The 23,676-nt window shown below is 43.6% G+C and carries 22 protein-coding genes and 1 pseudogene; 22 read left to right on the plus strand and 1 reads right to left on the minus strand.

Translation table 11 applies throughout. The annotated features are described in order from the left end of the window. Positions 1-217 (minus strand): helix-turn-helix domain-containing protein (locus T408_RS0102670; protein WP_028118575.1); only part of this gene is annotated, 217 nt, incomplete at its 3' end. 70 nt (positions 218-287) lie between these two features. On the opposite strand from T408_RS0102670, the gene T408_RS10655 reads away from it, so the two are divergent. From T408_RS10655 to T408_RS0102785, 22 genes and pseudogenes are all read left to right on the plus strand, one after another. Beyond that, on the plus strand, positions 288-1,196 hold the full coding sequence (locus T408_RS10655; protein ID WP_169730297.1) for a restriction endonuclease subunit S: 909 nt from the start codon (positions 288-290) through the stop codon (positions 1,194-1,196). 10 nt (positions 1,197-1,206) lie between these two features. Then, on the plus strand, positions 1,207-4,323 hold the full coding sequence (locus T408_RS0102680) for a type I restriction endonuclease subunit R (protein WP_028118576.1): 3,117 nt from the start codon (positions 1,207-1,209) through the stop codon (positions 4,321-4,323). Continuing rightward, positions 4,313-5,053 carry a M48 family metallopeptidase gene (locus tag T408_RS0102685; RefSeq protein ID WP_028118577.1) on the plus strand — a complete coding sequence of 247 codons (741 nt, stop codon included), beginning with the start codon at positions 4,313-4,315 and terminating at the stop codon, positions 5,051-5,053. Before T408_RS0102680 ends, T408_RS0102685 begins: the two co-directional genes overlap by 11 nt. Beyond that, entirely contained in the window at positions 5,034-6,599 is a 1,566-nt protein-coding gene (locus tag T408_RS0102690) for an ImmA/IrrE family metallo-endopeptidase (protein WP_028118578.1), read from the plus strand. The genes T408_RS0102685 and T408_RS0102690 overlap by 20 nt, the downstream gene beginning before the upstream one ends. Positions 6,600-7,502: 903 nt before the next feature. After that, positions 7,503-7,675, plus strand: a pseudogene (locus T408_RS12195) (type II toxin-antitoxin system HicA family toxin). A gap of 67 nt (positions 7,676-7,742) precedes the next feature. Continuing rightward, positions 7,743-8,120 carry a type II toxin-antitoxin system HicB family antitoxin gene (locus T408_RS0102705; protein WP_028118580.1) on the plus strand — a complete coding sequence of 126 codons (378 nt, stop codon included), beginning with the start codon at positions 7,743-7,745 and terminating at the stop codon, positions 8,118-8,120. Positions 8,121-8,511: 391 nt separating this feature from the next. After that, positions 8,512-9,147 carry a GNAT family N-acetyltransferase gene (locus T408_RS0102710; RefSeq protein ID WP_028118581.1) on the plus strand — a complete coding sequence of 212 codons (636 nt, stop codon included), beginning with the start codon at positions 8,512-8,514 and terminating at the stop codon, positions 9,145-9,147. Positions 9,148-9,428: 281 nt separating this feature from the next. Next, a complete protein-coding gene (locus tag T408_RS0102715; RefSeq protein WP_028118582.1) occupies positions 9,429-10,643 on the plus strand; it encodes an MFS transporter in 1,215 nt (404 codons plus the stop codon). A 171-nt stretch (positions 10,644-10,814) separates the two neighbouring features. Next, entirely contained in the window at positions 10,815-12,152 is a 1,338-nt protein-coding gene (gene gdhA, locus T408_RS0102720) for an NADP-specific glutamate dehydrogenase (protein WP_028118583.1), read from the plus strand. A gap of 277 nt (positions 12,153-12,429) precedes the next feature. After that, positions 12,430-12,903, plus strand: coding sequence for a MarR family winged helix-turn-helix transcriptional regulator (locus tag T408_RS0102725; RefSeq protein ID WP_028118584.1), 474 nt, complete (start codon positions 12,430-12,432; stop codon positions 12,901-12,903). Beyond that, a complete protein-coding gene (locus T408_RS0102730; protein ID WP_051444753.1) occupies positions 12,896-13,834 on the plus strand; it encodes a beta-ketoacyl-ACP synthase 3 in 939 nt (312 codons plus the stop codon). Before T408_RS0102725 ends, T408_RS0102730 begins: the two co-directional genes overlap by 8 nt. A gap of 30 nt (positions 13,835-13,864) precedes the next feature. Further along, on the plus strand, positions 13,865-14,089 hold the full coding sequence (locus T408_RS0102735; RefSeq protein WP_028118586.1) for an acyl carrier protein: 225 nt from the start codon (positions 13,865-13,867) through the stop codon (positions 14,087-14,089). A 28-nt stretch (positions 14,090-14,117) separates the two neighbouring features. After that, positions 14,118-15,077 (plus strand): enoyl-[acyl-carrier-protein] reductase FabK, encoded by a 960-nt coding sequence (gene fabK, locus T408_RS0102740; RefSeq protein ID WP_028118587.1) that lies wholly within the window; start codon positions 14,118-14,120, stop codon positions 15,075-15,077. Between the two features lie 13 nt (positions 15,078-15,090). Beyond that, complete coding sequence (locus tag T408_RS0102745; RefSeq protein WP_028118588.1) at positions 15,091-16,041, plus strand: ACP S-malonyltransferase; 951 nt, start codon at positions 15,091-15,093, stop codon at positions 16,039-16,041. Then, complete coding sequence (gene fabG / locus T408_RS0102750) at positions 16,038-16,760, plus strand: 3-oxoacyl-[acyl-carrier-protein] reductase (RefSeq protein WP_028118589.1); 723 nt, start codon at positions 16,038-16,040, stop codon at positions 16,758-16,760. Before T408_RS0102745 ends, fabG begins: the two co-directional genes overlap by 4 nt. An 11-nt stretch (positions 16,761-16,771) precedes the next feature. Next, on the plus strand, positions 16,772-18,007 hold the full coding sequence (gene fabF / locus T408_RS0102755; protein WP_028118590.1) for a beta-ketoacyl-ACP synthase II: 1,236 nt from the start codon (positions 16,772-16,774) through the stop codon (positions 18,005-18,007). Continuing rightward, positions 18,007-18,504, plus strand: coding sequence for an acetyl-CoA carboxylase biotin carboxyl carrier protein (gene accB / locus T408_RS0102760; protein WP_028118591.1), 498 nt, complete (start codon positions 18,007-18,009; stop codon positions 18,502-18,504). Before fabF ends, accB begins: the two co-directional genes overlap by 1 nt. 11 nt (positions 18,505-18,515) lie before the next feature. Continuing rightward, positions 18,516-18,953 (plus strand): 3-hydroxyacyl-ACP dehydratase FabZ, encoded by a 438-nt coding sequence (gene fabZ / locus T408_RS0102765; RefSeq protein WP_028118592.1) that lies wholly within the window; start codon positions 18,516-18,518, stop codon positions 18,951-18,953. Continuing rightward, positions 18,953-20,335 carry an acetyl-CoA carboxylase biotin carboxylase subunit gene (accC, locus tag T408_RS0102770; protein ID WP_028118593.1) on the plus strand — a complete coding sequence of 461 codons (1,383 nt, stop codon included), beginning with the start codon at positions 18,953-18,955 and terminating at the stop codon, positions 20,333-20,335. Before fabZ ends, accC begins: the two co-directional genes overlap by 1 nt. Further along, a complete protein-coding gene (locus T408_RS0102775) occupies positions 20,322-21,215 on the plus strand; it encodes an acetyl-CoA carboxylase carboxyltransferase subunit beta (RefSeq protein ID WP_028118594.1) in 894 nt (297 codons plus the stop codon). The genes accC and T408_RS0102775 overlap by 14 nt, the downstream gene beginning before the upstream one ends. Further along, positions 21,184-21,966, plus strand: coding sequence for a carboxyltransferase subunit alpha (accA, locus tag T408_RS0102780; RefSeq protein ID WP_028118595.1), 783 nt, complete (start codon positions 21,184-21,186; stop codon positions 21,964-21,966). The genes T408_RS0102775 and accA overlap by 32 nt, the downstream gene beginning before the upstream one ends. 420 nt (positions 21,967-22,386) lie before the next feature. Next, positions 22,387-23,652 (plus strand): amidohydrolase, encoded by a 1,266-nt coding sequence (locus tag T408_RS0102785; protein WP_028118596.1) that lies wholly within the window; start codon positions 22,387-22,389, stop codon positions 23,650-23,652. Positions 23,653-23,676: the final 24 nt, after the last annotated feature.

Here is a 23,676-nt window from a genome sequence, read left to right on the forward strand (position 1 = left end):
GGTGCTTAGGACGACGACCTTTTGAAGCCTTCTTTTTATTCGCATGTTTTTGCGCTGATCTAGCTTGATAGGCTTCTGAGTGACAACGATTCAGCTCTCGATAAATCGTTGAGCGATGGCAGCCAATAATATCAGCTATTCGGCTAACTTTATAGCCTTCTTTATGCAGGACTTCTATTTTTAATCGTTCTTCTATGGTAAGATGTTTGTAGCTCATAACAGGCCTCCGTGTTCATGTTGGTGTGGTAACTTACATTTTACACGAACCTGTTATGGGTTTTTATTATTTGTCGCAATTAATTTTACAATCTATCATGTATAAAATGAATTGTGATCAAATTTTAGATTTAGTATCAAGCAATGTATCGGGAACTACACATCAAAGAATTAGTAGAAAAAATTTAGAAAAATTAGAATTAACTGTCCCTTTGTTAAAGGAACAAAAAGCTATTGCCGACACACTATCAACATTTGACGAACACATCGAAAATCTTGAAAAACTAATCGAAAAGAAAAAGATGATTCGTGATGGGGCAGTAGAAGACTTGATGAGTGGTAAGACAAGATTGGACGGTTTTGATGGGGATTGGATAGAGTTAAGCTTTAAAGATTATTTTACTAAATTAAGAAATAATACTTTATCCCGTGATAAATTATCAAGTTCTGGTAAAGTCTCGAATATTCACTACGGAGATGTACTAATAAAATATGGGCCTGTCTTAGATAGCGTAGAGGATGTACCTAAAGTAAAGGGAAATATTAAAATAGATTCATTATCTGTACTAAAAATTAATGATGTAATAATAGCTGACACTGCCGAGGATAATACTGTAGGGAAAGCAGTTCAAATTGGAGATATTCATAAACAAATTGTTTCAGGGCTACATACAATACCGTGCAGACCTAATTATCCAACTGCTCCAAGATTTTTAGGATACTATATCAATTCTGATGTTTTTCATGATCAATTATTGCCATATATTACTGGCATAAAGGTATCTTCAATTTCGAGAAAATCTATTGATAAAACTAAGCTGTATATCCCTAGTGATATTAAAGAGCAACGAGCCATCGCTTCTGTTTTATCATCAATGGACGATGAAATAGACAATCTACAAAATGAAAAAGAAAAGCTTGAAAAAATTAAGCAGGGAGCAATGGATGATTTGTTGACGGGCAGAGTAAGACTAGTTTAGGAGGTGGATTATGAGCGTTGATCGAGAAAAACAATTACAAGATAGAGTTCTAAAGATCTTGAGAGATGATTTAGATTACAGATATATCGGTAATCTTGAGGATTTAGAAAATAAGTCGATAAGAGAAAATGACTTAATAGCCACCCTCAAGAATAGAGGTTATTCTGATGACCTCATTAAGCAGGCACTAAATGAAGTTAGAAATATCGCTTATAATCAAGTGTCAGGTCTTTATAGAAATAATCAGGCCTTTTATTCCCTACTTAGATATGGTGTTCAAGGTTTGAAAGATGAAAATAAAGAACGTATCACTGTTCATTTAATTGATTGGGAAAACATTGAAAATAATGATTTCGCTGTCGCTCAGGAGGTTAGCTTACTTTGTTATGACAATAAGCGAAGAAAGCGCCCTGATGTAGTCATCTATGTGAATGGAATTGCTTTAGCTGTTTTTGAACTAAAACGATCCTCTGTAAGTATTGGTGAGGGGATACGTCAAACCCTAACCAATCAAAAGGAAGAGAATATTGAACGATTCTTTAATACTGTTCAATTTACTTTTGCTGGAAATGAATCAGAAGGTCTTAAATATGGCACAATCTGCACCTCGGAAAAGTATTACCTTCAATGGAGAGAAGATGAGAATGCTAGCGATAAACTATCTAATGAAGTGAAGCAATTACAAGGTGAGAGAACAAATCGGTTGAAGAATGGTATCATCTCAATTTGTCAAAAAGAAAGATTTTTATCTCTAATCCATGACTTTGTTATTTTTGATGCGGGCGTCAAAAAGCTAACTCGCCACAATCAATATTTTGCGACGATTGCAGCTAGAAGTTTTATTCGCCGAGATGAAGGTGGTATTATTTGGAATACCCAAGGATCTGGTAAATCTCTTATTATGGTTTGGCTAACTAAATGGATTATTGAGAACGTAGAGAACAGCCGTGTAGTAATCATTACAGACAGAGATGAGTTAGACGATCAAATTGAGGGACTTTTTTCTGATGTGGACATTAAGATTGCCAGAGCAAAGTCAGGCCAACACTTAAGAAATCTATTGAATACTTACGAGGAATCTATCATTTGTTCTCTAATTCATAAGTATGGGCATAACGCTGGGAAACAAGCTGATGTCGATCTATATGTCAAAGAACTTGAGAAAAGCTTAGGTAGTGATTTTGAGGCTAAGGGTAACATTGTAGCCTTTATTGATGAATGTCACCGAACAAATTCTGGAAAGCTCCATAAAGCAGTGCGAACTATTATGCCCGAAGCCACTATTATTGGTTTCACAGGGACTCCATTATTGAAGAAGGACAAACAAACAAGTCGAGAAGTTTTTGGGGAATACATCCATACTTATAAATTTGATGAAGGGGTAGAGGATGGTGTCGTTCTCGATTTAAGATATGAAGCGCGTGATGTAGATCAAGCTTTAACTAATCAAGACAAAGTAGATTTATGGTTTGAATCAAAGACTAAGGGCTTAACAGATTACGCCAAGAACAAATTAAAATCTTCTTGGGCTTCATTAAATAAGCTTTACTCATCTAGACAAAGATTAGAAAAGATTGTTGCAGATATTATCTTTGATATGGAAACAAAGCCAAGACTTTCGTGTGACCGTGGAACGGCTATGCTAGTAGCTGGTGATATTCTTCAAGCTTGCAAGTACTGGGAGATTTTTCAAAGTTCTGGTTTCAAAAGATGTGCCGTGGTAACTTCATTTGAACCCAATGCGGCTAGTGTAAGAACAGCAACTTCAGATTTGAATGAAGAAAGCGAAAACGAGTATAAAAAATCAATTTACGAGCGAATGCTTGATGGTAAGAGTACCGCGGAATATGAAAGCGAAGTAAAGAAAAAATTCAAAGAAGAACCTGCAAACATGAAGCTACTCATTGTGGTTGATAAACTTTTAACAGGCTTTGATGCCCCAAGCGCCACTTATCTTTATATAGACAAATCAATGCAAGATCACGATTTATTCCAAGCAATCTGTCGAGTTAATCGTCCTGATGGAGATGATAAAGATTATGGATATATTGTTGACTATAAAGATCTGTTTAAAAATGTCCAATTAGCGATAACTAATTATACAGGTGGGGCATTTGAAGGGTACGATGATGAAGATGTGGAAGGTTTGATAAAAGGTCGGTATGAGGAAGCTAAAGCAGAAATGGTAGGAGCACGAGCGTCTTTAGATGACTTGTTTGGTAACATAGATGATAAATCGGTTGATTCTCAAGTTGTTGACTATTTTTGTGGGGACACCGAAGATGATGAGACCTATGTTGGACGTAGAGAAAGCTTTTATTCTTTATGCGCTTCATTTACTCGGTCATTCGCAAGTTGTTGTGAAAAATTAGTCAGTGATTATGGTTATAGTGAAAATGAAGTTAATCAAATACGACGAGAAATTTCAAATTATAATAAGACAAAAGAAATGGTGAAATTAGCAAGTTGTGATTACATTGATTTGAAGCCTTATGAGTCTGATATGAGATATATCTTAGATACCTATATTAGGGCAGAGGATTCTACTGTTATTAGTGCGTTGGAAAACATGTCACTTGTAGAATTATTATTAAATAGTCAAACTACAACTCCAATTGAACAAATCATAGATGGTCTCTCTGGGGATGATGCCGCTAAAGCAGAAATAATTGATAACAATGTGACTCATGAAATTGTAAAGCGACGATCATCTAACGAGGTTTATTACGGAAAACTATCAGAAATGCTTGAAAATGTCATTACCTTACGAAAAATTGGTGTCATGAGCTATGAGGAATATTTAAAAGAAGTAGTTGAACTTGCTAAATCGGTTGTTCGACCTGAAGATAGTGGGAATTATCCCGATGATATTAAAGACAGTGAAGCCAAGCGAGCACTTTATGATTTTTTTGGAGATGAAGATTCGTCACTAACGTATTCGCTTGATACCTCCATTCGAAGTGCAATGCAACCAGATTGGTTAAACAATCGGCAGAAACAAAGAAGAATTCAATCTGTCATATATGAAGATTTATGTAAATATGGATACGACAAAGATAAATCAGATGATTTAACGGAGGAAATTTTCGAACTTGTAAAAAGGCAGGGAGAATATCGTGAAATATAATCAAACAATCGGTGGTATAGATATAGAAATTATTAAAAAGACTAATTTGAAAAACCTTTATATTAGAGTCTTGCCACCAGATGGACAGATTATAGTTAGCGCTCCAACAAACTGTCCAGGTGAGGAAATAAGAAACATCGTACTGAAGCGAATTCCTGATCTTAATAAAGCCATTGCAAAATTTAAAAATCAGCCAAGACAGAGTAAAAGAGAATACGTCTCTGGTGAATCCCATTATTTGTGGGGTAAGCCGTATCGGCTAGAAGTAATCTATGATGGTAAAAAGTCGGAGATTCAAAAGACTCCTAATAAAATTATTCTGAGAGTTCCGCACGATGCTGACTTAGCTAAAAGAGAATACATTTTAACAGAATGGTATCGACAAGAGTTGAAAAGGGTTCTAGTAAGTGTTACAAAAAAATGCGAAAAAAACACGGGTCTTAAAGCTAATGAATATCGAGTCAAGAACATGAAGACAAAATGGGGGACATGTAACATTGATAAAAAAAGAATTTGGCTCAATTTGCAGCTTGTAAAAAAACCTATGGAATGTTTGGAATATGTTTTGACGCATGAGCTAGTTCATTTGCTGGAGAAAAACCATACCCATAGGTTTCATGCTCTAGTAGAGAAATATTATCCTACATGGAAAGAGGCAAAGAAACTTTTAGAAGAGATGCCTCTAGACCATATGGAAAAGGATGAACTTAATGAAGAAGACGCGAAGTGATGTTTATGACATCAACAGGAAGACAGGAGCCTTGATAATCGGGAAAAATAGATTAGATGATTATGCAACAAAGATCCTTAATAAATACTGTCCAGCAGCTTTAAGCGCCCCTATGGCATTACCCGTCAATAAAATTATTGAACGCATGGGACTTAATTTAGAGCATCATAATTTATCCGAGAATCATGATGTTCTAGGGTGCTGCACTTTATTGGAAGGCAATGTTCCTATTTATCAAAGTAAAACAAAAAGATACGAAGAAAAGTATTTTGATCAAGGAACTATAATTATTGAATCATCTTTATCTAAACCTGAAAATATCGGAAGATATAGAAACACATTAATTCATGAATTGATTCATTGGGAAAAGGACAAGAAGTATTTTGAAATTCTGAGATTACGTCATCCAGAGTTAATGGAAGATCTGTATCCATTAATGCAAAGACAATCCAAATTTCATTTTGAACCTGCGCAAAATAAACAAACTGATGATAATCAAATTATGTGGTTAGAATGGCAAGCACATCGAATTGCCCCACGAATTTTAATGCCAAAGAATACCTTTAAAAGTAAGGCAGAAGAAATACTAAAAAAAGAAAAATCGTGCGATGATTTGATTCAGAAGTTGAGTGATTTTTTTGTTGTATCACGTAGTTCAACAAAGTATCGGCTTTTGGAAGTTGGACTAGAATCTAAAATGGGTCATTTTGATGATTATGAAGATGTATTTGCACCAATTAATAATAGGACAGATTATGTAAAAATTTCTTTGAGTGAGGCATACTCTCTTCTAGAATCCAATGAATCTCTATCAGATTGGATTAATACTGGAAGATATATGTTTGTAGATGGCTATTTTGTGATAGCAAATACTCAATATGTTCAATTTAAAAATGGTAGATTTACAATAACGAAAAAAGCTCTGAAAAATATAAAGCAATGTGCCTTAAATATTTCAGAAATTAATACAACTGAGTACAAAAACTTATCTAATGATTTTTATGGTATTTCTTTCCTATATCGTTGTCATGGTGTCTCAAATCAAATTTTGATTTATCACCCTGAATTTCAAGTAGACCTTAAAGATGAAGATAAAGCTTATGGATCAGCAGCTGACATGCTCAATTCCTTATACAATCAAAAAGATGAAATAGAATTGGTAAGAATGATAGACGACCCAGAAATAACGATATGTGATTGTTTGTTGTATCTTTTTGAAAAAAGATCGTGGGACAATAAAGATATTTTTAATGATGAAACGGAGCTTGATACTAATTACTTTTATAAAATAAGAAAAAACAATATGAATAATATATCAGAAAAAAATTTAATTGCTATTTGTGTTGGATTAAAGCTAACACTTCATATTACTGAAAAGCTTCTTGAAAAAAGTGGTGTAGTTGTTAAAAATATAAGGTACCAATCCCCGTTTAATACCTATTTCAATATAATGGAAAGGTTTCCTGGATTACCGCTTAGCGATTTTAATAGTCTTTTAGAAGAGTTGGAAGTGGAACCGCTCGGTACAAAAAGAATTAATGAATAAATGTAATATAACTGTAACATTTCATTGAGATGTTGAGAGTCCCAGATAGGGGCTCTTTTTTGTATTTATTTTTTATTAAGACTTGCTAAATAAGGAACTTTTAACATCTTACTGAGTTGTACATGCTTTTTTTATATATCGCATAATGTATTTAGAAAAATGAAAAGCGAGGTGAAAAAAGTTGACCAGATGTAATAGTAAGCAGACATCTCGAAAGATTGCACGCAAAGCGTCAAAAATTTTACGAGACAAGCGCTACAGCAAGATTTCCAAGTCAATCGCAGGTTCCGCATTAGCCCAGACTAAACGTAAACGCAAATAATTTAATGGCTTTAGAAGGTGAGCCGTAATCATCTTCAAATTAAAATTCAATATAGCCCTAGTGATCATAAGGCGTGAGGATACATATTCGATACCATCAGTCGTAAGACTGGTGTGCATTGAGTAGAAGGTAGCCTTTCCTTATGATGCACTTAAATGGGTGAACTGTAGGTCTGGATACTTCTATCTTCGGAAGGGTCCAGACCTTTTTGCTGTTCTCACGCCTTGGTATCACAGGCATCAAAGGAGTTATAACAGTGAGAATTATTATTAAATCAGAACCAAATAGCCGAAGCAGTTATACAGATCAAGAAGTTTACGATGTAACAGTCGAAGAAGTCGCCATCCACACACGCGAGGGTGATCCCTCCAATTTTCTTTTGTTACTTACTTATTGCACACTTGAAATTAATCCCTTATCAACCGCTTCACTCTTGCTATGTCGCTAGGCTTTCTGGTATTGATAATTACCTTTCCACTTCTTAATGAAATAGGCCGGGTTAAAATTTTTAGTGTTTTCTTATTTGATTGATTCATGTCATTATATGCGTATAATATAAGTATTGAAAGGAGAGAGCTAATATACCTATGACCCCAAAGCAAATGGTTAAACTGTTGAAGAAAAACGGTTTTAATAAGGTTGGTCAAAATGGTAGTCCGCTAAAATTTATAACCCCGAAACCAACATAACTACTAAATCTCCTTTGCATAACAAAGATTTAAGAAAGGGGCTTGAAGCTAAGACTTTAAAGTGAGTTGGTCTGAAATAAACTTCTTACTTACTATTCTATCTCTCCGTAGCAAATGAAAGGAATGATTTCAATGATAGTTTATCCGGCAATAATTGATCAAGATGGGAACTACTTCTCTGTATTTTTTCCAGATGTAGATGGCGCACTCACTCAAGGAGAAACGCTTGAAGAAGCGTATGAGATGGCTGGTGAAGCCTTAGGAACTATTCTTGAGGATTACACTAATTATCCAGAAGCAACAGCCTACGATGTATTAATCAAAGAATATCCCAATAGTATTGTTACTTTAGTTGGTTTTGATCACATCGCTTTCAAAAAGAAATACCAATCAAAAACTGTTCGTAAAAACGTGACAATTCCAGAATGGTTAAATGATTTAGCAACATCTAATAATATTAACTTTTCTCAAACCTTAACAGAAGCACTTGAAGCAAAACTTGGCGTCTAGTTTGGGAAGAATTAAATGACTAGATTTTTATTAATTATGGTAAATGCTGTTGCAGCTATGGGGATTATATTAACTCTAAATAGTTTTATTTAGTACCGTAAATCTGATCGCTAGCAAGCTCATAACAATTTTTTGTACCGACACAATCCACTTAGTTAAATAAACTGAGCCTTGATTTAAACTAAATCTGAAAGGGAGAATTTATATGTGGGTTATAACATCATCTTATTATAATAATATTGTTTTTTCGCACATGCTCTTAAGCTATTAGCACCTTAAGATAGAGAGCATGCAAGATTAACTCCTCCATCAGCTATTTCTTGATCTTTAAAATTGTATTCATTATCATGAAATTATATTTACAAAAAATCAACCCCAAGGAGGCCCGCCCATGAATCCCTACATCACCATCCGCCCCGAATTCCCAGCCGACTTCCGCCAGACTGAAGAACTGGTGCGTGAGAGTTTCTGGAACGTCTACCAACCAGGTTGTTATGAACATTTCATCCTTAAACACCTGCGTCAAAGCCCCGACTACCTGGCTGACTTATCTCAGGTGATGGAATTAGAGGGTCAGTTAATCGGTCAGATCACTTTCGTCAAGGGGTCGGTGGACCTGGATCAGGGTGGTCGCTTGCCGGTCTTGACTTTGGGGCCGATGGCTATTCGTCCGGATTATCAAGGGCTGGGTTTGGGTAAGAAGCTTCTGGATTCGAGCATAGACTTGACTAGAAGCTTAGGCTATGGTTGTGTGTGCTTGGAGGGTAATCCTGACTTTTATGGTCAGAGTAGCTTTGTGCCGGCTAGCCAGTATGGTCTGCGCCACTATGGTGTGCCTGAAGGTGAGGCGGCGCCATTCTTTCTGGCACTGGAACTTCAACCAGCTTACTTGGCTCATGCAGCGGGTCTTTACCAAGTATCGCCGGTTTATAATGCTCTGGAAGGCCAGGAAGCAGCTTTTGCAGCATATGATGCGACTTTTCCTGAGCGGGAGAAGCAGACACTACCTGGTCAGCTATTTAGTTAATAATCAGATGAGAATTTTTGGTTTTCTTTTGTCTACTCTTGACAATCTCAACTGAGAGTTTTATAATTTCTTCCAATGTATGTTACTTTAATTCTGTCCTGTGAGGCAAGAGAAGTAGGCAAGTTGGAAGTGGTGATGTGAGCTTCTTCCTAGCATTGACCACCTTTAGCCTGGACAGAGTCCGGGCTTTTTTTGTGTGAGGAGGACGAGAAGAGGACGCCCTATATCAGTGACCGTTAAATAAATAATTCCCGTGAGAATTAATTTAAGGAGATGGAAAGATGAATAACCGTAAGAAAACTGTGATTGCTAGTATTATTGCTTCTGGGACCGATGATTTGAATGTGATGTTCTTGTCCTTTAGTATGGCTTCGATTATTGCAGCCTTTGGTCTATCCGGCGTTCAAGCTGGGGCCATTGCCACTATCACCAACTTGGGGATGTTAATCGGGGGCTTGATCTTCGGCTACTTGGGTGACCGTCACCACAAGCTTAAGGTCTTAGCTTGGACCTTGGTTTTGTTTAGTATGGCTAATGGCTTGATTGCCTTTGCGCCGAGTATTTATTGGATCTACCTCTTGCGATTCATCGCCGGAATTGGTGTAGGCGGTGAGTACGGAATTGCTTTGAGTATTATGGCTCACCTGGTTCCAGCTGATAAGATGGGGCGTATTGCTTCCTTGAATGGGGTAGCTGGCCAAGTCGGTTCCATTGCTTCTGCCATACTAGCTGGCTTATTTCTAGCTAACTTGGGTTGGCGCGGGCTCTTCTTGTTCGGCTTTGCTCCCTTGTTGATTGTGGCTTATATGAAGTGGGGCTTAGAAGATGAAGCTGTCTTCTATCCGAGTGCTAAGAGTCAAGCAAGCGATAGTAAGCCCGGCTTATCGGTCTTATTCAAGGACAAGGCAACCAGTTACCAAACCCTAGTCTTGATGGCTATGGCCACCGTTCAGATTGCTGGCTACTTCGGTATGATGAATTGGTTACCGACCATGATGCAGGAATTAACGGGAGCTTCCGTTCAGAATTCATCTATTTGGATGGTTGCTACTATTCTTGGAATGTCTCTAGGCATGGTCGTTTTTGGTCGGGGTTTGGACTACTTTGGCCCTAGATTGATGTTTGGCCTCTACCTAGTCGCTTCAGCCGTGAGTGTCTACTTGTTCGCCATGATTACTCATCCAGCAGGTATGGTGCTAGGTGGTGCTATGATGGGCTTCTTCGTTAATGGTATGTTCCCAGGTTATGGGGCAGTGGTGAGTCGCTTGTATCCTAAGGAAGTTCAATCCTTGGCCAACAACTTGATCTTGAATGTCGGTCGGGCTGTAGGAGGATTTTCTTCTATGGTTATTGGCTTCTTGATGGAACAAGGCGGGGTATCGGTCGTCATGATCTTCCTAGCCAGCCTCTACTTGATCAGCTTCCTCCTCATGCTAACCGTTCCAGGTCTCAAGGGTAGCCGCTACCAAGCCGTCCTTAACCACGCTAAGGCCTAGAGCAGATCAGTCTAGATAAATTATAATCTATTGTAAGTCCAGCTTCTCTGAACCTAATCAGAGAGCTTGGACTTTTTTTATATCTGTTGTAGTTGAATTATTTTTGTTTCACATAGTGTTCTCATTATGATACAATTATTTTAATAATAATCACATAATAGGAGGAGACAGATGACGACTTACAGCCAACGTGTCTATCAGACCTTAAAGGACAAGTACCCTGAACAAGAAGATTTCCTAGGAGCGGTGGAGGAATTCTTCCAAGCCATCCAACCGGTCTTAGAGGCTCATCCTGAATATGAAGACTTGGCCATCTTGGAACGGATGGTGGAACCCGAGCGGATCTTTATCTTCCGCGTGCCTTGGTTGGATGATGAGGGCAAGGTGCAAGTCAATACCGGCTACCGGGTCCAATATTCGTCCTTGAATGGGCCTTATAAGGGCGGAATCCGCTTCCACCCAACAGTCAACTTAAGTATTATGAAGGCCTTGGCTTTTGAGCAGACCTTCAAGAACTCCTTGACCACCTTACCGATTGGAGGTGGCAAGGGGGGTGCTGACTTTGATCCCAAGGGCAAGTCGGACCAAGAAGTGATGAAGTTTACCCAGAGCTTTGTCACTGAGTTACAGAAATACATCGGCCAAGACCAAGACGTTCCTGCTGGAGATATTGGTGTGGGTGGCCGTGAGATTGGTTATATGATGGGTCAATACCGGCGCTTGAATGATGCAGCAGGTGGCGTCTTCACAGGTAAGCCAGTCCTAGCAGGAGGTAGTCTGGGCCGGACTCAAGCGACCGGTCACGGGGTGGTCTACTTCTTGAACCATGTCCTGGAAGCTGCTGGAGACTCCTTGGCTGGTAAGCGGGTCATGATCTCTGGTGCGGGTAATGTGGCCTATTATGCTGCTGAGCTGGTGGAAGAGCTAGGAGGTATTGTTGTTAGCCTCAGTGATTCAACTTCTGCCGTTTACCAGCCTGATGGCTTAGACTTGAATATTGTTAAAGAGTTGAAGATTGAAGGTCGAGAACGGATCAGTCGCTATCTTGAAGAAGATCCCGAGGCCAAGAACTTTGAAGGGTCACTCTGGGACCAAGACATTCAAGCCGATATCGCCTTGCCATGTGCAACCCAAGGGGAGATTAATGGCGACCAAGCTCAGCGACTAGTAGATAATGGTGTCCGCTATGTGGTGGAAGGCGCTAACCTGCCTTGTAACAAGGAGGCCCAAGCTGTCTTCAAGGAGGCCGGCGTTCAACGGGCTCCGGCTAAGGCTTCCAATGCCGGTGGGGTCGCAGTCTCAGCCCTTGAGATGGCGCAGAATTCCATGCGTCTAGCTTGGAATGCCGACCGAGTAGAAGAGAAACTGCAGGCGATTATGCAATCTATCTTTGACCAATGTCTGGAGGCGTGTAAGAAATATGATCTGGACCAAGACTATGTGGCCGGTGCAGATATTGCTTCCTTTGAGAATATTGCTGAATTAATGAAATTACAAGGCGTGATCTAAGTCAAGATTGAATCCTCTGCCAAATACAACCGACTGATTTCACTTGGACGCTTAGGCTGGTCGTCAGCCTGGCTAGTTCCGAAAGTGGATGCAGTCGGTTTTTGTGTATTAATGAAATAGATTTCTTCTATAATATAATTGCTCTTTGCTCGATTCTGGTATGAGGGTGGCGCAACTTGAAAGTGCCTACCTGTCGATAGCTAATTGACTTGGCCAGTGAATTGGCATAAGATTTGATTATCAAATAGTTTGAAGTTCAAAGTAATTGAGGTGAATTATGGAAAAGGACAACAAGGAATATATTAACCGCCAGTTGGTTGCGATCTTCAACGAGATGTTAGTGATTGAAGAAGCGGCCTTGCAGGCGAGTGATTTCTCTGATTTGTCGATGCGGGAGATGCATACGATTGAAGCCATTGGTTTGTTTGGCCGTTTGAGTTCCAAGGAGGTGGCCCAGAAGTTGGCCATTACGCCAGGGACCTTGACGGTGGCTATTCAGAACTTGGTTAAGAAGGGCTATGTCGAACGCAGACGCTTGGAGGATGACCGGCGGGTGGTTCGGCTAGCCTTGACAAAGAAGGGGAAGTTAATCTACCGTCTCCACCGGAAGTTTCATATGAATATGGTCGACCGGGTCACCCAAGACTTCGATGAAGCCGAAGTGGCTACCCTGGTCAAGGGCTTAACTAATTTGATGGCCTTCCTGGATGAAGTCAAGGCGGATGTCAATCAGGAGTTGGACCGTGAGTAAGATTCTAGCGACTGGTCATTATTTACCGCCTCAAGTTCTTAGTAATGAGGACCTGATTCAAGCTTGGCAATTGGATTCCAGCGATGACTGGATTCAGACCCGTTCGGGAATCCAACAAAGACACTTTGCTCTGGAAGATCAGAGTGTGGGTGACTTAGCGGTTCAAGCGGCTTTAAACTTATTTGATAAGCTGGACTCAGACCTTAGAGGTCAAGTCCAACTCATAATTGTTGCATCGATGTCTTCTTATGCTCCTACCCCCGGACTAGCCAATCTGGTTCAAGCAGCGCTTGGCTTAGACCAAGCCCAGGCCTTTGACTTGAATACGGCTTGTAGTGGCTTCGTGACTGCCTTGGATACGGCTGTTAAGTTGGCCAGCTTCCAGGCGTCGGGTTATACCTTGGTGATCGGGGCCGAGAAGATGAGTCAAATATTAGACCCCCAAGATCGGTCAACTTGTGTCTTATTCGGTGATGGGGCTGGAGCCGTCTTGCTAGCTAATGACGGGCAAGTTCTAACGGACTATGCGAGTCGGCTACAATCGATGGCTTCAGGGCAGGACTCGATTCAATTTGACGGTCGGACCTATCTAGAGATGGCGGGACGTCCAGTGTTTAACTTTGTCAATCGGACCGTGGTAGGGAGCCTGAAGGCATTTATTGAAGGCCACCATTTGGAAGACTTTGACTACTTGTTGTGCCACCAGGCCAACCAGCGTCTCTTGGATATTATCACCCGTAAGCTCAAGTTAGACCCCGAGCAAGTACCCAGTAACATCAGTCAGGTCGCTAACCTATCAGCGGCCAGCCTGCCAGTCCTCATGGACCAGCTACTGGAAGCGAGGACTTTGCGATTAGGCAGTGGCCAGAAAGTGATCCTGGCTGGCTATGGTGGTGGTCTGACTTGGGGCGAGATCGCTTTTACACTATAAATATAAAACCAATAAATGGAGGAATATAAAATGATTTTCGAAAAAATTCAAGCAATTATCGTAGATGAACTAGGTGTTGAAAAGGAAGCTGTAACTTTACAAACAGATTTTGAAAATGATCTGGATGCGGATTCTTTAGATGTCTTCCAAATTATTTCTGAAATTGAAGATGAATTAGATATCACTATCGACACTGACCAAAACTTAAAGACCGTAGCGGACTTAGTGAACTATATCGAACAACAACAAGCATAATCTCTCAGACTGGATGAAGGACGGTACTATGAAAACAGCAATTACAGAATTACTAAATATTGAATATCCCATCGTGCAAGGTGCGATGGCTTGGGTAGCAGATGCCGACTTGGCAAGCGCTGTTTCAAACGCGGGGGGACTCGGTGTCATTGGAACGGGTCATGACCCACGGGAAGTCGTTCAACAGAAGGTCGAAGCGATGCAAGAAAAGACGGACAAGCCTTTCGCGGTGAACGTCATGCTCTTGAACCCCCATGTTGAAGAAGTGGTGGATTATATTATTGAATCCGGTGTCAAGATTATTACCACCGGTGCGGGTAACCCCGGTCCCTACATGGCTCGCTTCAAGGAAGCGGGAATTGAAGTGATTCCGGTCGTAGCCTCTGTTGCGATTGCTAAGCGTTTGGAGCGGACCGGTGTGTCGGCCTTAATCGTTGAAGGAATGGAAGCCGGTGGTCATATTGGTAAGACTACAACCATGGCCTTGTTGCCGCAAGTTGTCGCCGCCGTTGACATTCCGGTGATTGCAGCGGGTGGCTTTGGTAATGGGGAATCCCTAGCAGCAGCGATTATGCTGGGAGCAGAAGCTATTCAAGTAGGGACCCGATTTGTGACAGCCAGAGAATCCAATGCCCATGACAACTTCAAGCAGAAGATCTTGAAGGCCAGTGACTTGGATACGGTGGTAACCGGCCAAATTACCGGCCACCCGGTCCGGGTCTTGAGAAACAAGCTAACCAAGGAATACTTGGAAGAAGAGCGTCTTCAGACCTCTAAAGACCAACCGGATTTCACTAAGATGGAAGCCATGGGTAAAGGGGCCTTACGCCGGGCAGTTGTAGAAGGAGATATCCAAAGCGGATCCATGATGGCGGGTCAGATTGCTGGCTTGATCAACAAGGAAGAGACCGTGAGTGAGATTATCCAAGACTACGTGGATACCGCTAAGGCGACCTACCAACGCAAACAAGCTTATTTTCTAGATTAGAAGAGGAGAGCAGATGAAGTTAGCAGTTATCTTTAATGGCCAAGGTGGCCAGTATCCAGGTATGGGGGCAGACTTTAAGGAGGCTTACCCTCAGGCACAAGCGGTTTATCAAACTTTTGAGTCGGTGCTTGGTGAACCTGTGGCAGATTGGGCCCAGTCCCAAGACCGCTTGTCCTTAACCCGTTACGCTCAGCCAGCCATTCTAGCGACTAGCTTGGCCATCTATAATTCCATCAAAGCTCAGCTTCCAGCCATTTCTTATATGGCTGGATTAAGTTTAGGTGAGTACACGGCCCTAACGGCTGCCGGCTATTTGACGCTTGAATCGGCGGCTGATCTGATTAATCAGCGGGGTCTGATTATGGGTCAGGTCTGCCAAGACTTAAGTGAGACCAGTGATGTGGCTATGGGGGCAGCTGTTCGCTTGCCACTTGAAGCGGTTCAAAGCTTGGTCAAGGAAGTCCAAGACCAAGGCCATGAAATTTATCTAGCTAATATGAACGCATCGACTCAGACCATCCTAGCTGGAAGAAGTGAGGCCTTAGATGCTTATAATCAATTGGCTAAGAGTCAAGGCTATAAGAAATTAATGCCCCTCAAAGTCGAGGGCCCTTTTCACAGTCCCTTGATGGAAGGAGCCTGTCAGCCATTTAGTCAAGTCTTAGAAAACACGGACTTCCAACCTGGTCAAGTACCGGTGATCTCTAATACGACCTTAGAAGTTCACCAACCAGCAACCATTAAGGAGACCTTAGTCCGACACTTGGTTGAACCGGTTCATTGGAAGCAGACCATGGATTATTTCCAGGCACAAGGAGTCACTCATGTGGTCCAGATTGGGCCAGGAGACACCTTGGTTAAGTTGGCCAAGCGAGAGGGCTATGACTTTGACCTCTTACTTGTCGATAAAATCAGTGATATTGAAGAAATTGAAACAGTTATAAACAAAGGAGTGGAGAAATGACATTAACTTGCCTGATTACAGGAAGTTCACGGGGGATCGGCTTATCGATTGCTAAGCACTTAGCAGCAGCCGGCCACCAAGTGATCCTCAACAGTCGCAAGTCGATTGAAGCCGAGATCTTGGAAGAGTTCCAAGATTACGCCTTGCAACCGGGTCAGATGATCGGCGATATTAGTGATTTTAGTGACAGTGAGCGGATGGTTCAAGAAGTCTTGAACCAGTATGGACGGGTGGATGTTCTGGTCAACAATGCGGGTATTACCAAGGATGGCCTCTTGATGCGGATGAGCGAGGCAGACTTTGATTCTGTGATCAATACCAACTTGAAGGGAACCTTCAATATGATTCGTCACCTAGCTAAGCCCATGATCAAGGAGCGCACAGGGACCATCATCAACATGTCCAGTGTGGTTGGCTTGATGGGAAATGCCGGTCAAGCTAATTATGCGGCTTCTAAGGCCGGTGTGATTGGCTTAACTAAGTCGGTGGCTCGGGAGCTGGCCGGTCGGGGGATTACCGTTAATGCGGTGGCGCCTGGCTTTATCGAAACCGATATGACCGACCAATTAAGCGATAAGATCAAGGACGCTATGTTAAGTGAGATTCCGGCCAAACGTTTTGGCCAAGTAGAAGAGATTGCCCAAGCTGTTGACTTCTTGATCGCTAACCGGTACGTAACCGGCCAAGTGATTGAAGTTAACGGCGGTCTGCATATGTAAGGAGGGTCTAAATGGAACGTGTAGTAATTACAGGGATGGGGACCATTTCCCCAATTGGCAATAATGTTGAAGACTTCTGGCAAGCCATGAAGAATAATGAGTCTGGCATTGCCAAGCTGACAAAGGTGGACGCCTCTGAAATTGAGGTCTATGTCGGGGGTGAAGTCAAGGACTTTGATCCAAGCTTGACCATGGACCGCAAGGAATTCAAGCGAATGGATCTCTTTAGCCAATATGCGGTCGCAGCTGCCGTCGAAGCAACCCAGATGTCAGGCTATGATATCCAAAGCAATGCCAACCGGGTGGGGGCTTATATCAGCTCCGGTATCGGTGGCCTAATCGAAATCCAAAAAGGGATCCAACGCATGGATGACAAGGGCATGAAGCGGGTAGCGCCCTTATTTGTTCCTTTAACCATTGGGAATATGGCCGCGGGAAATGTATCTATTAAGCTAGGAACTAAGGGGCCAGCCTTGGATATTGTCACTGCCTGTGCCAGTGCCACCAACTCTATTGGCGAAGCTTTCTTGAAGATCAAGTTAGGCATGCTGGATGCTTGTCTAGCGGGTGGAGCGGAAGGAACCATCAACGAGATCGGCATTGCTGGTTTTGGTGCCTTAACGGCTCTATCAAACAACCCCGACCCAGAAACGGCCTCCCGTCCCTTTGACAAGGACCGTGATGGCTTTGTCATGGGTGAAGGATCCGGTGTTCTCTTCTTGGAATCCCTCTCTTCAGCCCAAGCGCGGGGTGCTGAAATCTATGCCGAATTAGTGGGTTATGGTGCTAATTCTGATGCCTACCATATGACCGCCCCAAGTCCTGATGGATCAGGTGCTGGTCGGGCCATTCAAGAAGCCCTTGACATGGCTGGAATTGAACCAGAGACTATTGATTATATTAATGCCCACGGTACTTCCACGCCAACTAATGATAGCGCGGAGACGGCTTCCATCAAGTATGCCTTAGGCGAACATGCCTACAAGGTAGCCATCTCTTCTTCTAAGGGCCACTTTGGTCACTTACTGGGAGCTGCTGGGGGGGTCGAAGCGGTTGCTGTGGTTAAGGCCTTACAAGACGGCTTTGTGCCAGCGACTCTAGGTCTTGAACATCCTCAAGAGGACTGCGATTTGGATTATGTACCACAAGAAGGTCGTCAGCAAGCTATTCGTTATGCTTTAAGTAATTCGCTTGGTTTTGGAGGGCATAATGCGATTCTCTGCTTCAAGCGTTGGGAGGGTGCTTAATGAATTATCAAGAAGTGCTCGACTTAATGGATAAGTTGGAGGATTCGTCCATCCGCTATATCCAATATCAGACGGGAGAGGGGAGCCTGGAATTATCCAAGGACCCGATTCAAGCTAACAGCTATCCAGCCAGTTTTGAAACGAGCCCAAGTACTTATTCCAATCTGGCTCAAGCGCCTGAATCTAGTTCCCTTAAGCCAGCTTTAAGTCAAGACTTAGAAGCTGCGGCAGAAGCAAGCCAAGCTGTTCAAGAAGCTGAAGGGGAAGACGTTCTCTCCCCAATGGTAGGAGTGGTTTACCTGCAGCCCGATCCTGATTCACCCACCTTTGTCAAGGTGGGCGACCAAGTCCAACAAGGGGATGTCTTGGTGATCATTGAAGCGATGAAGCTGATGAATGAGATTCAAGCACCCGTGTCTGGAACTATTACTGAAATCTATGTAACCAATGAATCGGTGGTCGAATTCAACCAGCCACTGGTTCGCATCCAAGAGTAAAGGAGATTAAGATGACCGTATTATATACCGCACAAGAAGTCATGGAAATTATTCCTAACCGTTACCCAATCATGTACATTGACGGAGTAACCGAATTAGAAAAGGGCAAACGCGTCGTTGCCTTCAAGAATATTACTTATAATGAGCCAGTATTTCAAGGACACTTCCCAGGCGAACCCGTATGGCCAGGGGTCTTAATTATTGAAGCCCTCGCTCAAGCAGGATCGATTCCTCTTCTAACTCAAGACGACTTTGAAGGAAAGACTGCCTACCTAGGTGGCCTAAATAAAGTGAAGTTCCGCCAAAAAGTTCAACCGGGTGATGTCTTAAGATTAGAAGTTGATATTGTTAAATTAAGAAGCAATGCAGGAATCGGCTTTGGCCAAGCTTTTGTCGGCGATAAGCGGGTCGCCCAGGCAGAATTGACCTTCATCATAGGGGCTAAATAATGTTTAAGAAGGTACTTGTTGCTAATCGGGGTGAAATTGCGGTTCGGATCATTCGTGCCTTAAGAGAAATGGGCATTGCCTCTGTGGCGGTCTATAGTGAAGCGGACCGCCAGGCCTACCATACAGAACTAGCGGACGAAGCAATTTGTATCGGACCGGCTAAGACCTTGGATTCTTATGCGAATCCAGTGGCTATCTTGAGTGCAGCCCTAGTAACTGGAGCAGATGCCATCCACCCGGGCTATGGGTTCCTATCAGAGCGCAGTGACTTTGTTACTATGTGTGAAGAAGTAGGGGTTACCTTTATCGGGCCCAAGGCATCCATTATCCGCGACATGGGTAACAAGCAGAATGCTCGCGAGACCATGCGTCAAGCGGGAGTACCGATTACTCCAGGAAGCCCAGGTTTGGTGGAAGACCTCATTCAAGCAGAAGCCATTGCCCAAGAAATTGGCTATCCCTTGATGATTAAGGCCGCTGATGGGGGCGGGGGTAAGGGGATGCGCCGGGTTGATTCGCCGGACCAGTTGGCCAATCTTTTTGCCCAGGCTCAGCAGGAAACCCAGTCCATCTATGGCAACCAAGACTTGTATATTGAACGCATCATTTACCCAGCCAAGCACATTGAAGTGCAACTCCTAGGAGACCAGCAGGGTCAAGTGGTTCACTTAGGGGAACGGGATTGTTCCTTGCAACGGAAAAACCAGAAGGTCATAGAGATTGCTCCCGCAACGGGTCTAGCTGACGATGTGCGTCAAGCACTGTGCCAGACGGCTGTTCAAGCGGCCCAAAGTATTGGCTATACCAATGCTGGGACGATTGAGTTTCTTGTTGATCAGGAAGGTAGCTATTACTTTATGGAGATGAATACCCGTCTGCAAGTGGAGCACCCAATCACTGAGATGATTACCGGTATTGATATTGTCAAGGAGCAAATCCGTATTGCTCAAGGCTTGCCTCTAAGCTTCAAGCAAGACGAGGTTCAATTCGACGGGGTCGCCATCGAATGCCGCTTAAACGCTGAGGATCCCCGAGCAGACTTCATGCCATCCAGTGGTTATATTGACCGCTTAATCTTACCTGCAGGGGGGATGGGCCTTCGGACGGAATCAGCCATCTATCCGCATTACAGCCTGCCACCCTTCTATGATTCGATGATTGCTAAGATTATTACCCACCAGCCGACCCGTCAAGCAGCCTTTAACTTGATGCAGCGGGCCTTGGTGGAAGTTAATGTCGAAGGGCTGACAACCAATGTGGAATTGTTGGAAGCCTTGGTTCATGATCGGGATGTCCAAGCGGATCATTTCCATATTCGTTGGTTGGAGGAAGAATTTATGCCTAAATGGCAAGTAGAGGAGGAAGCTGATGGGGCTATTTAACCGCAAGAAAACAATTCGTTTAAATCCAGACTTACCCAAGGATTTCTCCGACAAGCGGTCGCAAATTCCTGACGATGCCTTCAAGCGTTGTCCCAATTGCCGGCAGGTGCTCTTTCGCAAGTTGGTGCCGGCTGATTATACTTGCCCTAAGTGTTCTTATCATCTGAATTTTCCAGCGCCTGAGCGTTTGTTCTGGCTCTTGGATGAGGGGGCTTTTACCCAGTGGGATGGGGACCTAATGGCTTGTAATCCCCTGGATTTCCCCGATTATGACCGCAAGCTCCAAGGAGCGCGTGCCTTGACGGGGCTCCGGGAAGCGGTTATTACTGGCCAGGGTCAATTGGATGGTCAAGATTTAGCGATTGCCATTATGGATAGTCGCTTTATTATGGCGAGTATGGGAACGGTCGTGGGTGAGAAGTTAACCCGTCTTTTTGAACGGGCCAGGGAATTGAAGCTACCGGTTCTGATCTACGCTTGCTCGGGGGGTGCTCGGATGCAGGAGGGGATCTTGTCCTTGATGCAGATGGCCAAAGTGACCCAAGCGGTCAGCCGTCACAGTCAAGCTGGACTCTTGTATATTTCATTTTTAACGCATCCGACAACCGGTGGGGTGACAGCTAGTTTTGCCAACCAGGCTGATATTATCTTAGCAGAACCTCAAGCGACCGTCGGCTTTGCCGGTAAACGGGTCATCCAACAGACTCTAAACTCACGCCTACCTGACAATTTCCAAACCGCTGAGCGGGTGTTGGAGGTCGGCTTTATCGATAAGATTGTTGCTCGCAAGGACCAACACTCCTTGCTTAGTTTCTTGATTCAAGCACATTCAACCAAGGAGGTCGCCAATGAAAGCCTATCAAACCGTTCAAAAGGCTAGAGATGTCCACCGGTTATCGGCCATGGACTTGATCCAAGCCCTATGCGACCGATTCGTTGAATTCCACGGCGACCGCGTCCAAGCCGACGACCAAGCCTTAATCGGAGGCATAGGGCTCGTGGATGGCCAGGCCTGGACCCTTATCGGCATCCAAAAGGGCCGCGACACTGAGGAGAACCTGAAGCGTAACTTCGGATCCAGTGGTCCAGCAGGTTACCGCAAGGCCCAACGTCTTATGAAGCAGGCCGATAAGTTTAATCGGCCCGTATTAACCTTGATCAACACAGCCGGAGCCAATGCGACGCCTGAGTCTGAGGAGCATGGAATAGGAGAAGCTATTGCTTCTACCTTGACGGTGATGAGTGAACTTACGGTTCCTAGTCTAGCGATTATTCTTGGAGAGGGAGGTAGTGGTGGAGCCATTGCCTTAGCTTTGGCCGATGAAGTGTGGATGTTGTCTAATGCAGTCTATTCGATCTTGTCACCTGAAGGCTTTGCTTCGATCTTGTGGAAGGACTCCAAGTTGGCTCCACAAGCGGCTGAGATGATGAAGCTGACGGCTGGTGACTTATTAGACCTAGGGGTCATTGACCAGATCATCTCGGAAGAAACGGAGACCGGCGCAACCTATGCCAATGAAACCTTGGCTAAGCTCATGGTTCCTAAAATCAAGGCCAAGATCAAGGAGCTCTCCGGCATGGATGTAGCTAGCCGGCAAGAGTTGAAATACCAGCGTTTTCGTAAATTTTAATACTAGTCATCAAGCGATGATCCTCAAGCTTCCGGACGAGCTGGCAGCCTGGGGAGGTCGCTTTTTTGATTGAGCCAAAAGTAATGGACAGTATGACGAGTCTGATTTTGATACACTTGAGTGAATCCAAGTGTACCCTAAGGGTGGTTTTCAATACGGTTTCTTGAAGTGAACTGTATTGAAAATCTCTATTTTAATACACTTGCTGGATTGAAGGGTATCGAAGTAAAAAAAGTGTGAAGTTTTTGCAAGATAAGGACTCGGACCTAAGGTTACGCTCGGCTTATTATTTTTCGACCTTGGCCTAGGCGTTTTCCTAAAAATTGAAAACAAGGAAAAAATCCAAATGAATTCTGCAATTGATTTCTGCTTGAGCTTGGTCTATTCTTGAGGGAAGGTATATGAAGGGAAGAGGTTATAATGAAGGAACAATTTGCGCGTTTACAAGCTTGCCGCCGGCATTTCCACCGGTTTCCAGAAGTGGCCTGGCAAGAGTACCAAACGACCATTGAGATTATTGAACACTTGCTGGATTTGGGTTACCAGGTTGAATACGGCCAGGCAATTCACCAGGAAAAGATGCGGATGGGCGTTCCTCATCCGAGTAAGCCTGACCGCTTGCTGGATTTAGAGACACCAGTAGATACCCAAGAGATTTTTGCTGGTTACACGGGAGCGGTCGCCAAACTGGCGACTGGACGTCCGGGGCCTCGAATTGGCTTCCGCTTTGATATTGATGGCTTGCCCGTTCAGGAGAGCAAGGATCCCCAGCATCGACCTAATCGGGAAGGTTTTGCCTCCCAGCGTCCTGGCTTTATGCATGCCTGTGGCCATGATAGTCATATTGCGGTAGGGCTAGCCTTGGCTGCCTGGTTACAAGAGCAAGCCGATCAATTAGTGGGTGACTTTATCTTGATCTTCCAACCGGCTGAAGAAGGGGTCAAGGGCGGTAAGTCTATCTCTGCGACGGGGCTGGTGGATGATTGTGATTATTTCTTTAGTGGTCATATTGGGATGGGGCTACCCGGAGGTGTTGTTGGGGTAGCTAGTCAGGGCTTCCTAGCGACCAGTAAGTTGGATATCGACTTCTTTGGTCAAGGGGCCCATGCGGGTCTGGCTCCAGAAGAGGGCCACAATGCCAACTTGGCCCTGGCTTCAGCAGTTCTAGGTCTACATACCCTGCCGCAACACTCTGCTGGTAGTAGCCGAATTAATGTCGGCCGCATCCAAGGAGGCAGTGGGCGCAATGTCGTCGCTGACCATTCGCAACTGCAGCTAGAGACCCGAGGATCCAGTAATGAGATCAATGCCTACTTGGAAGAGCGGGTCCAAGCAGTGGTTCAAGGGGCAGCCTTGCAATTTGCTTGTGACTATCAGATTCATAAGGTTGGTGAAGCTCCGGCTCTGGCTAAATATCAGGGTGACTTCTACCGCCAAGTCAACGACCTCCTCCAAGAAGCTCACTTCCAGACCCTCTTAGAGCCTGACTTTGGTGCTTCTGAAGATGTTTCCTTCTATATGAACCGGGTCAGCGAATGTGGGGGGCTAGCCTGCCACTTTACCTTTGGAAGCGACTTGACTGCCGGCCACCACCAGTCCAACTTCGATATACAAGAAGAGACCATGCTGACCAGTCTGCAAGTCTATCAATTATTGGTCCAAGCCATCCAAACAGGTAGAATCTAATTGTCAAGTCAGCAAAAATCTGCT

Origin of the sequence: Hutsoniella sourekii ATCC 700629 (assembly GCF_000518205.1) — a bacterium.
In the GTDB taxonomy this organism is placed as follows: Bacteria; Bacillota; Bacilli; order Lactobacillales; family Aerococcaceae; genus Hutsoniella; species Hutsoniella sourekii.

What these genes read in the sequence shown, in the direction of transcription:
- T408_RS0102680 (WP_028118576.1), top strand. Translation starts at nt 1,207, where the DNA reads ATGAGCGTTGATCGAGAAAAACAATTACAAGATAGAGTTCTAAAGATC.
- T408_RS0102690 (WP_028118578.1), top strand. Translation starts at nt 5,034, where the DNA reads ATGAAGAAGACGCGAAGTGATGTTTATGACATCAACAGGAAGACAGGA.
- T408_RS0102705 (WP_028118580.1), top strand. Translation starts at nt 7,743, where the DNA reads ATGATAGTTTATCCGGCAATAATTGATCAAGATGGGAACTACTTCTCT.
- T408_RS0102710 (WP_028118581.1), top strand. Translation starts at nt 8,512, where the DNA reads ATGAATCCCTACATCACCATCCGCCCCGAATTCCCAGCCGACTTCCGC.
- T408_RS0102715 (WP_028118582.1), top strand. Translation starts at nt 9,429, where the DNA reads ATGAATAACCGTAAGAAAACTGTGATTGCTAGTATTATTGCTTCTGGG.
- gdhA (WP_028118583.1), top strand. Translation starts at nt 10,815, where the DNA reads ATGACGACTTACAGCCAACGTGTCTATCAGACCTTAAAGGACAAGTAC.
- T408_RS0102725 (WP_028118584.1), top strand. Translation starts at nt 12,430, where the DNA reads ATGGAAAAGGACAACAAGGAATATATTAACCGCCAGTTGGTTGCGATC.
- T408_RS0102735 (WP_028118586.1), top strand. Translation starts at nt 13,865, where the DNA reads ATGATTTTCGAAAAAATTCAAGCAATTATCGTAGATGAACTAGGTGTT.
- fabK (WP_028118587.1), top strand. Translation starts at nt 14,118, where the DNA reads ATGAAAACAGCAATTACAGAATTACTAAATATTGAATATCCCATCGTG.
- T408_RS0102745 (WP_028118588.1), top strand. Translation starts at nt 15,091, where the DNA reads ATGAAGTTAGCAGTTATCTTTAATGGCCAAGGTGGCCAGTATCCAGGT.
- fabG (WP_028118589.1), top strand. Translation starts at nt 16,038, where the DNA reads ATGACATTAACTTGCCTGATTACAGGAAGTTCACGGGGGATCGGCTTA.
- fabF (WP_028118590.1), top strand. Translation starts at nt 16,772, where the DNA reads ATGGAACGTGTAGTAATTACAGGGATGGGGACCATTTCCCCAATTGGC.
- accB (WP_028118591.1), top strand. Translation starts at nt 18,007, where the DNA reads ATGAATTATCAAGAAGTGCTCGACTTAATGGATAAGTTGGAGGATTCG.
- fabZ (WP_028118592.1), top strand. Translation starts at nt 18,516, where the DNA reads ATGACCGTATTATATACCGCACAAGAAGTCATGGAAATTATTCCTAAC.
- accC (WP_028118593.1), top strand. Translation starts at nt 18,953, where the DNA reads ATGTTTAAGAAGGTACTTGTTGCTAATCGGGGTGAAATTGCGGTTCGG.
- T408_RS0102775 (WP_028118594.1), top strand. Translation starts at nt 20,322, where the DNA reads ATGGGGCTATTTAACCGCAAGAAAACAATTCGTTTAAATCCAGACTTA.
- accA (WP_028118595.1), top strand. Translation starts at nt 21,184, where the DNA reads ATGAAAGCCTATCAAACCGTTCAAAAGGCTAGAGATGTCCACCGGTTA.
- T408_RS0102785 (WP_028118596.1), top strand. Translation starts at nt 22,387, where the DNA reads ATGAAGGAACAATTTGCGCGTTTACAAGCTTGCCGCCGGCATTTCCAC.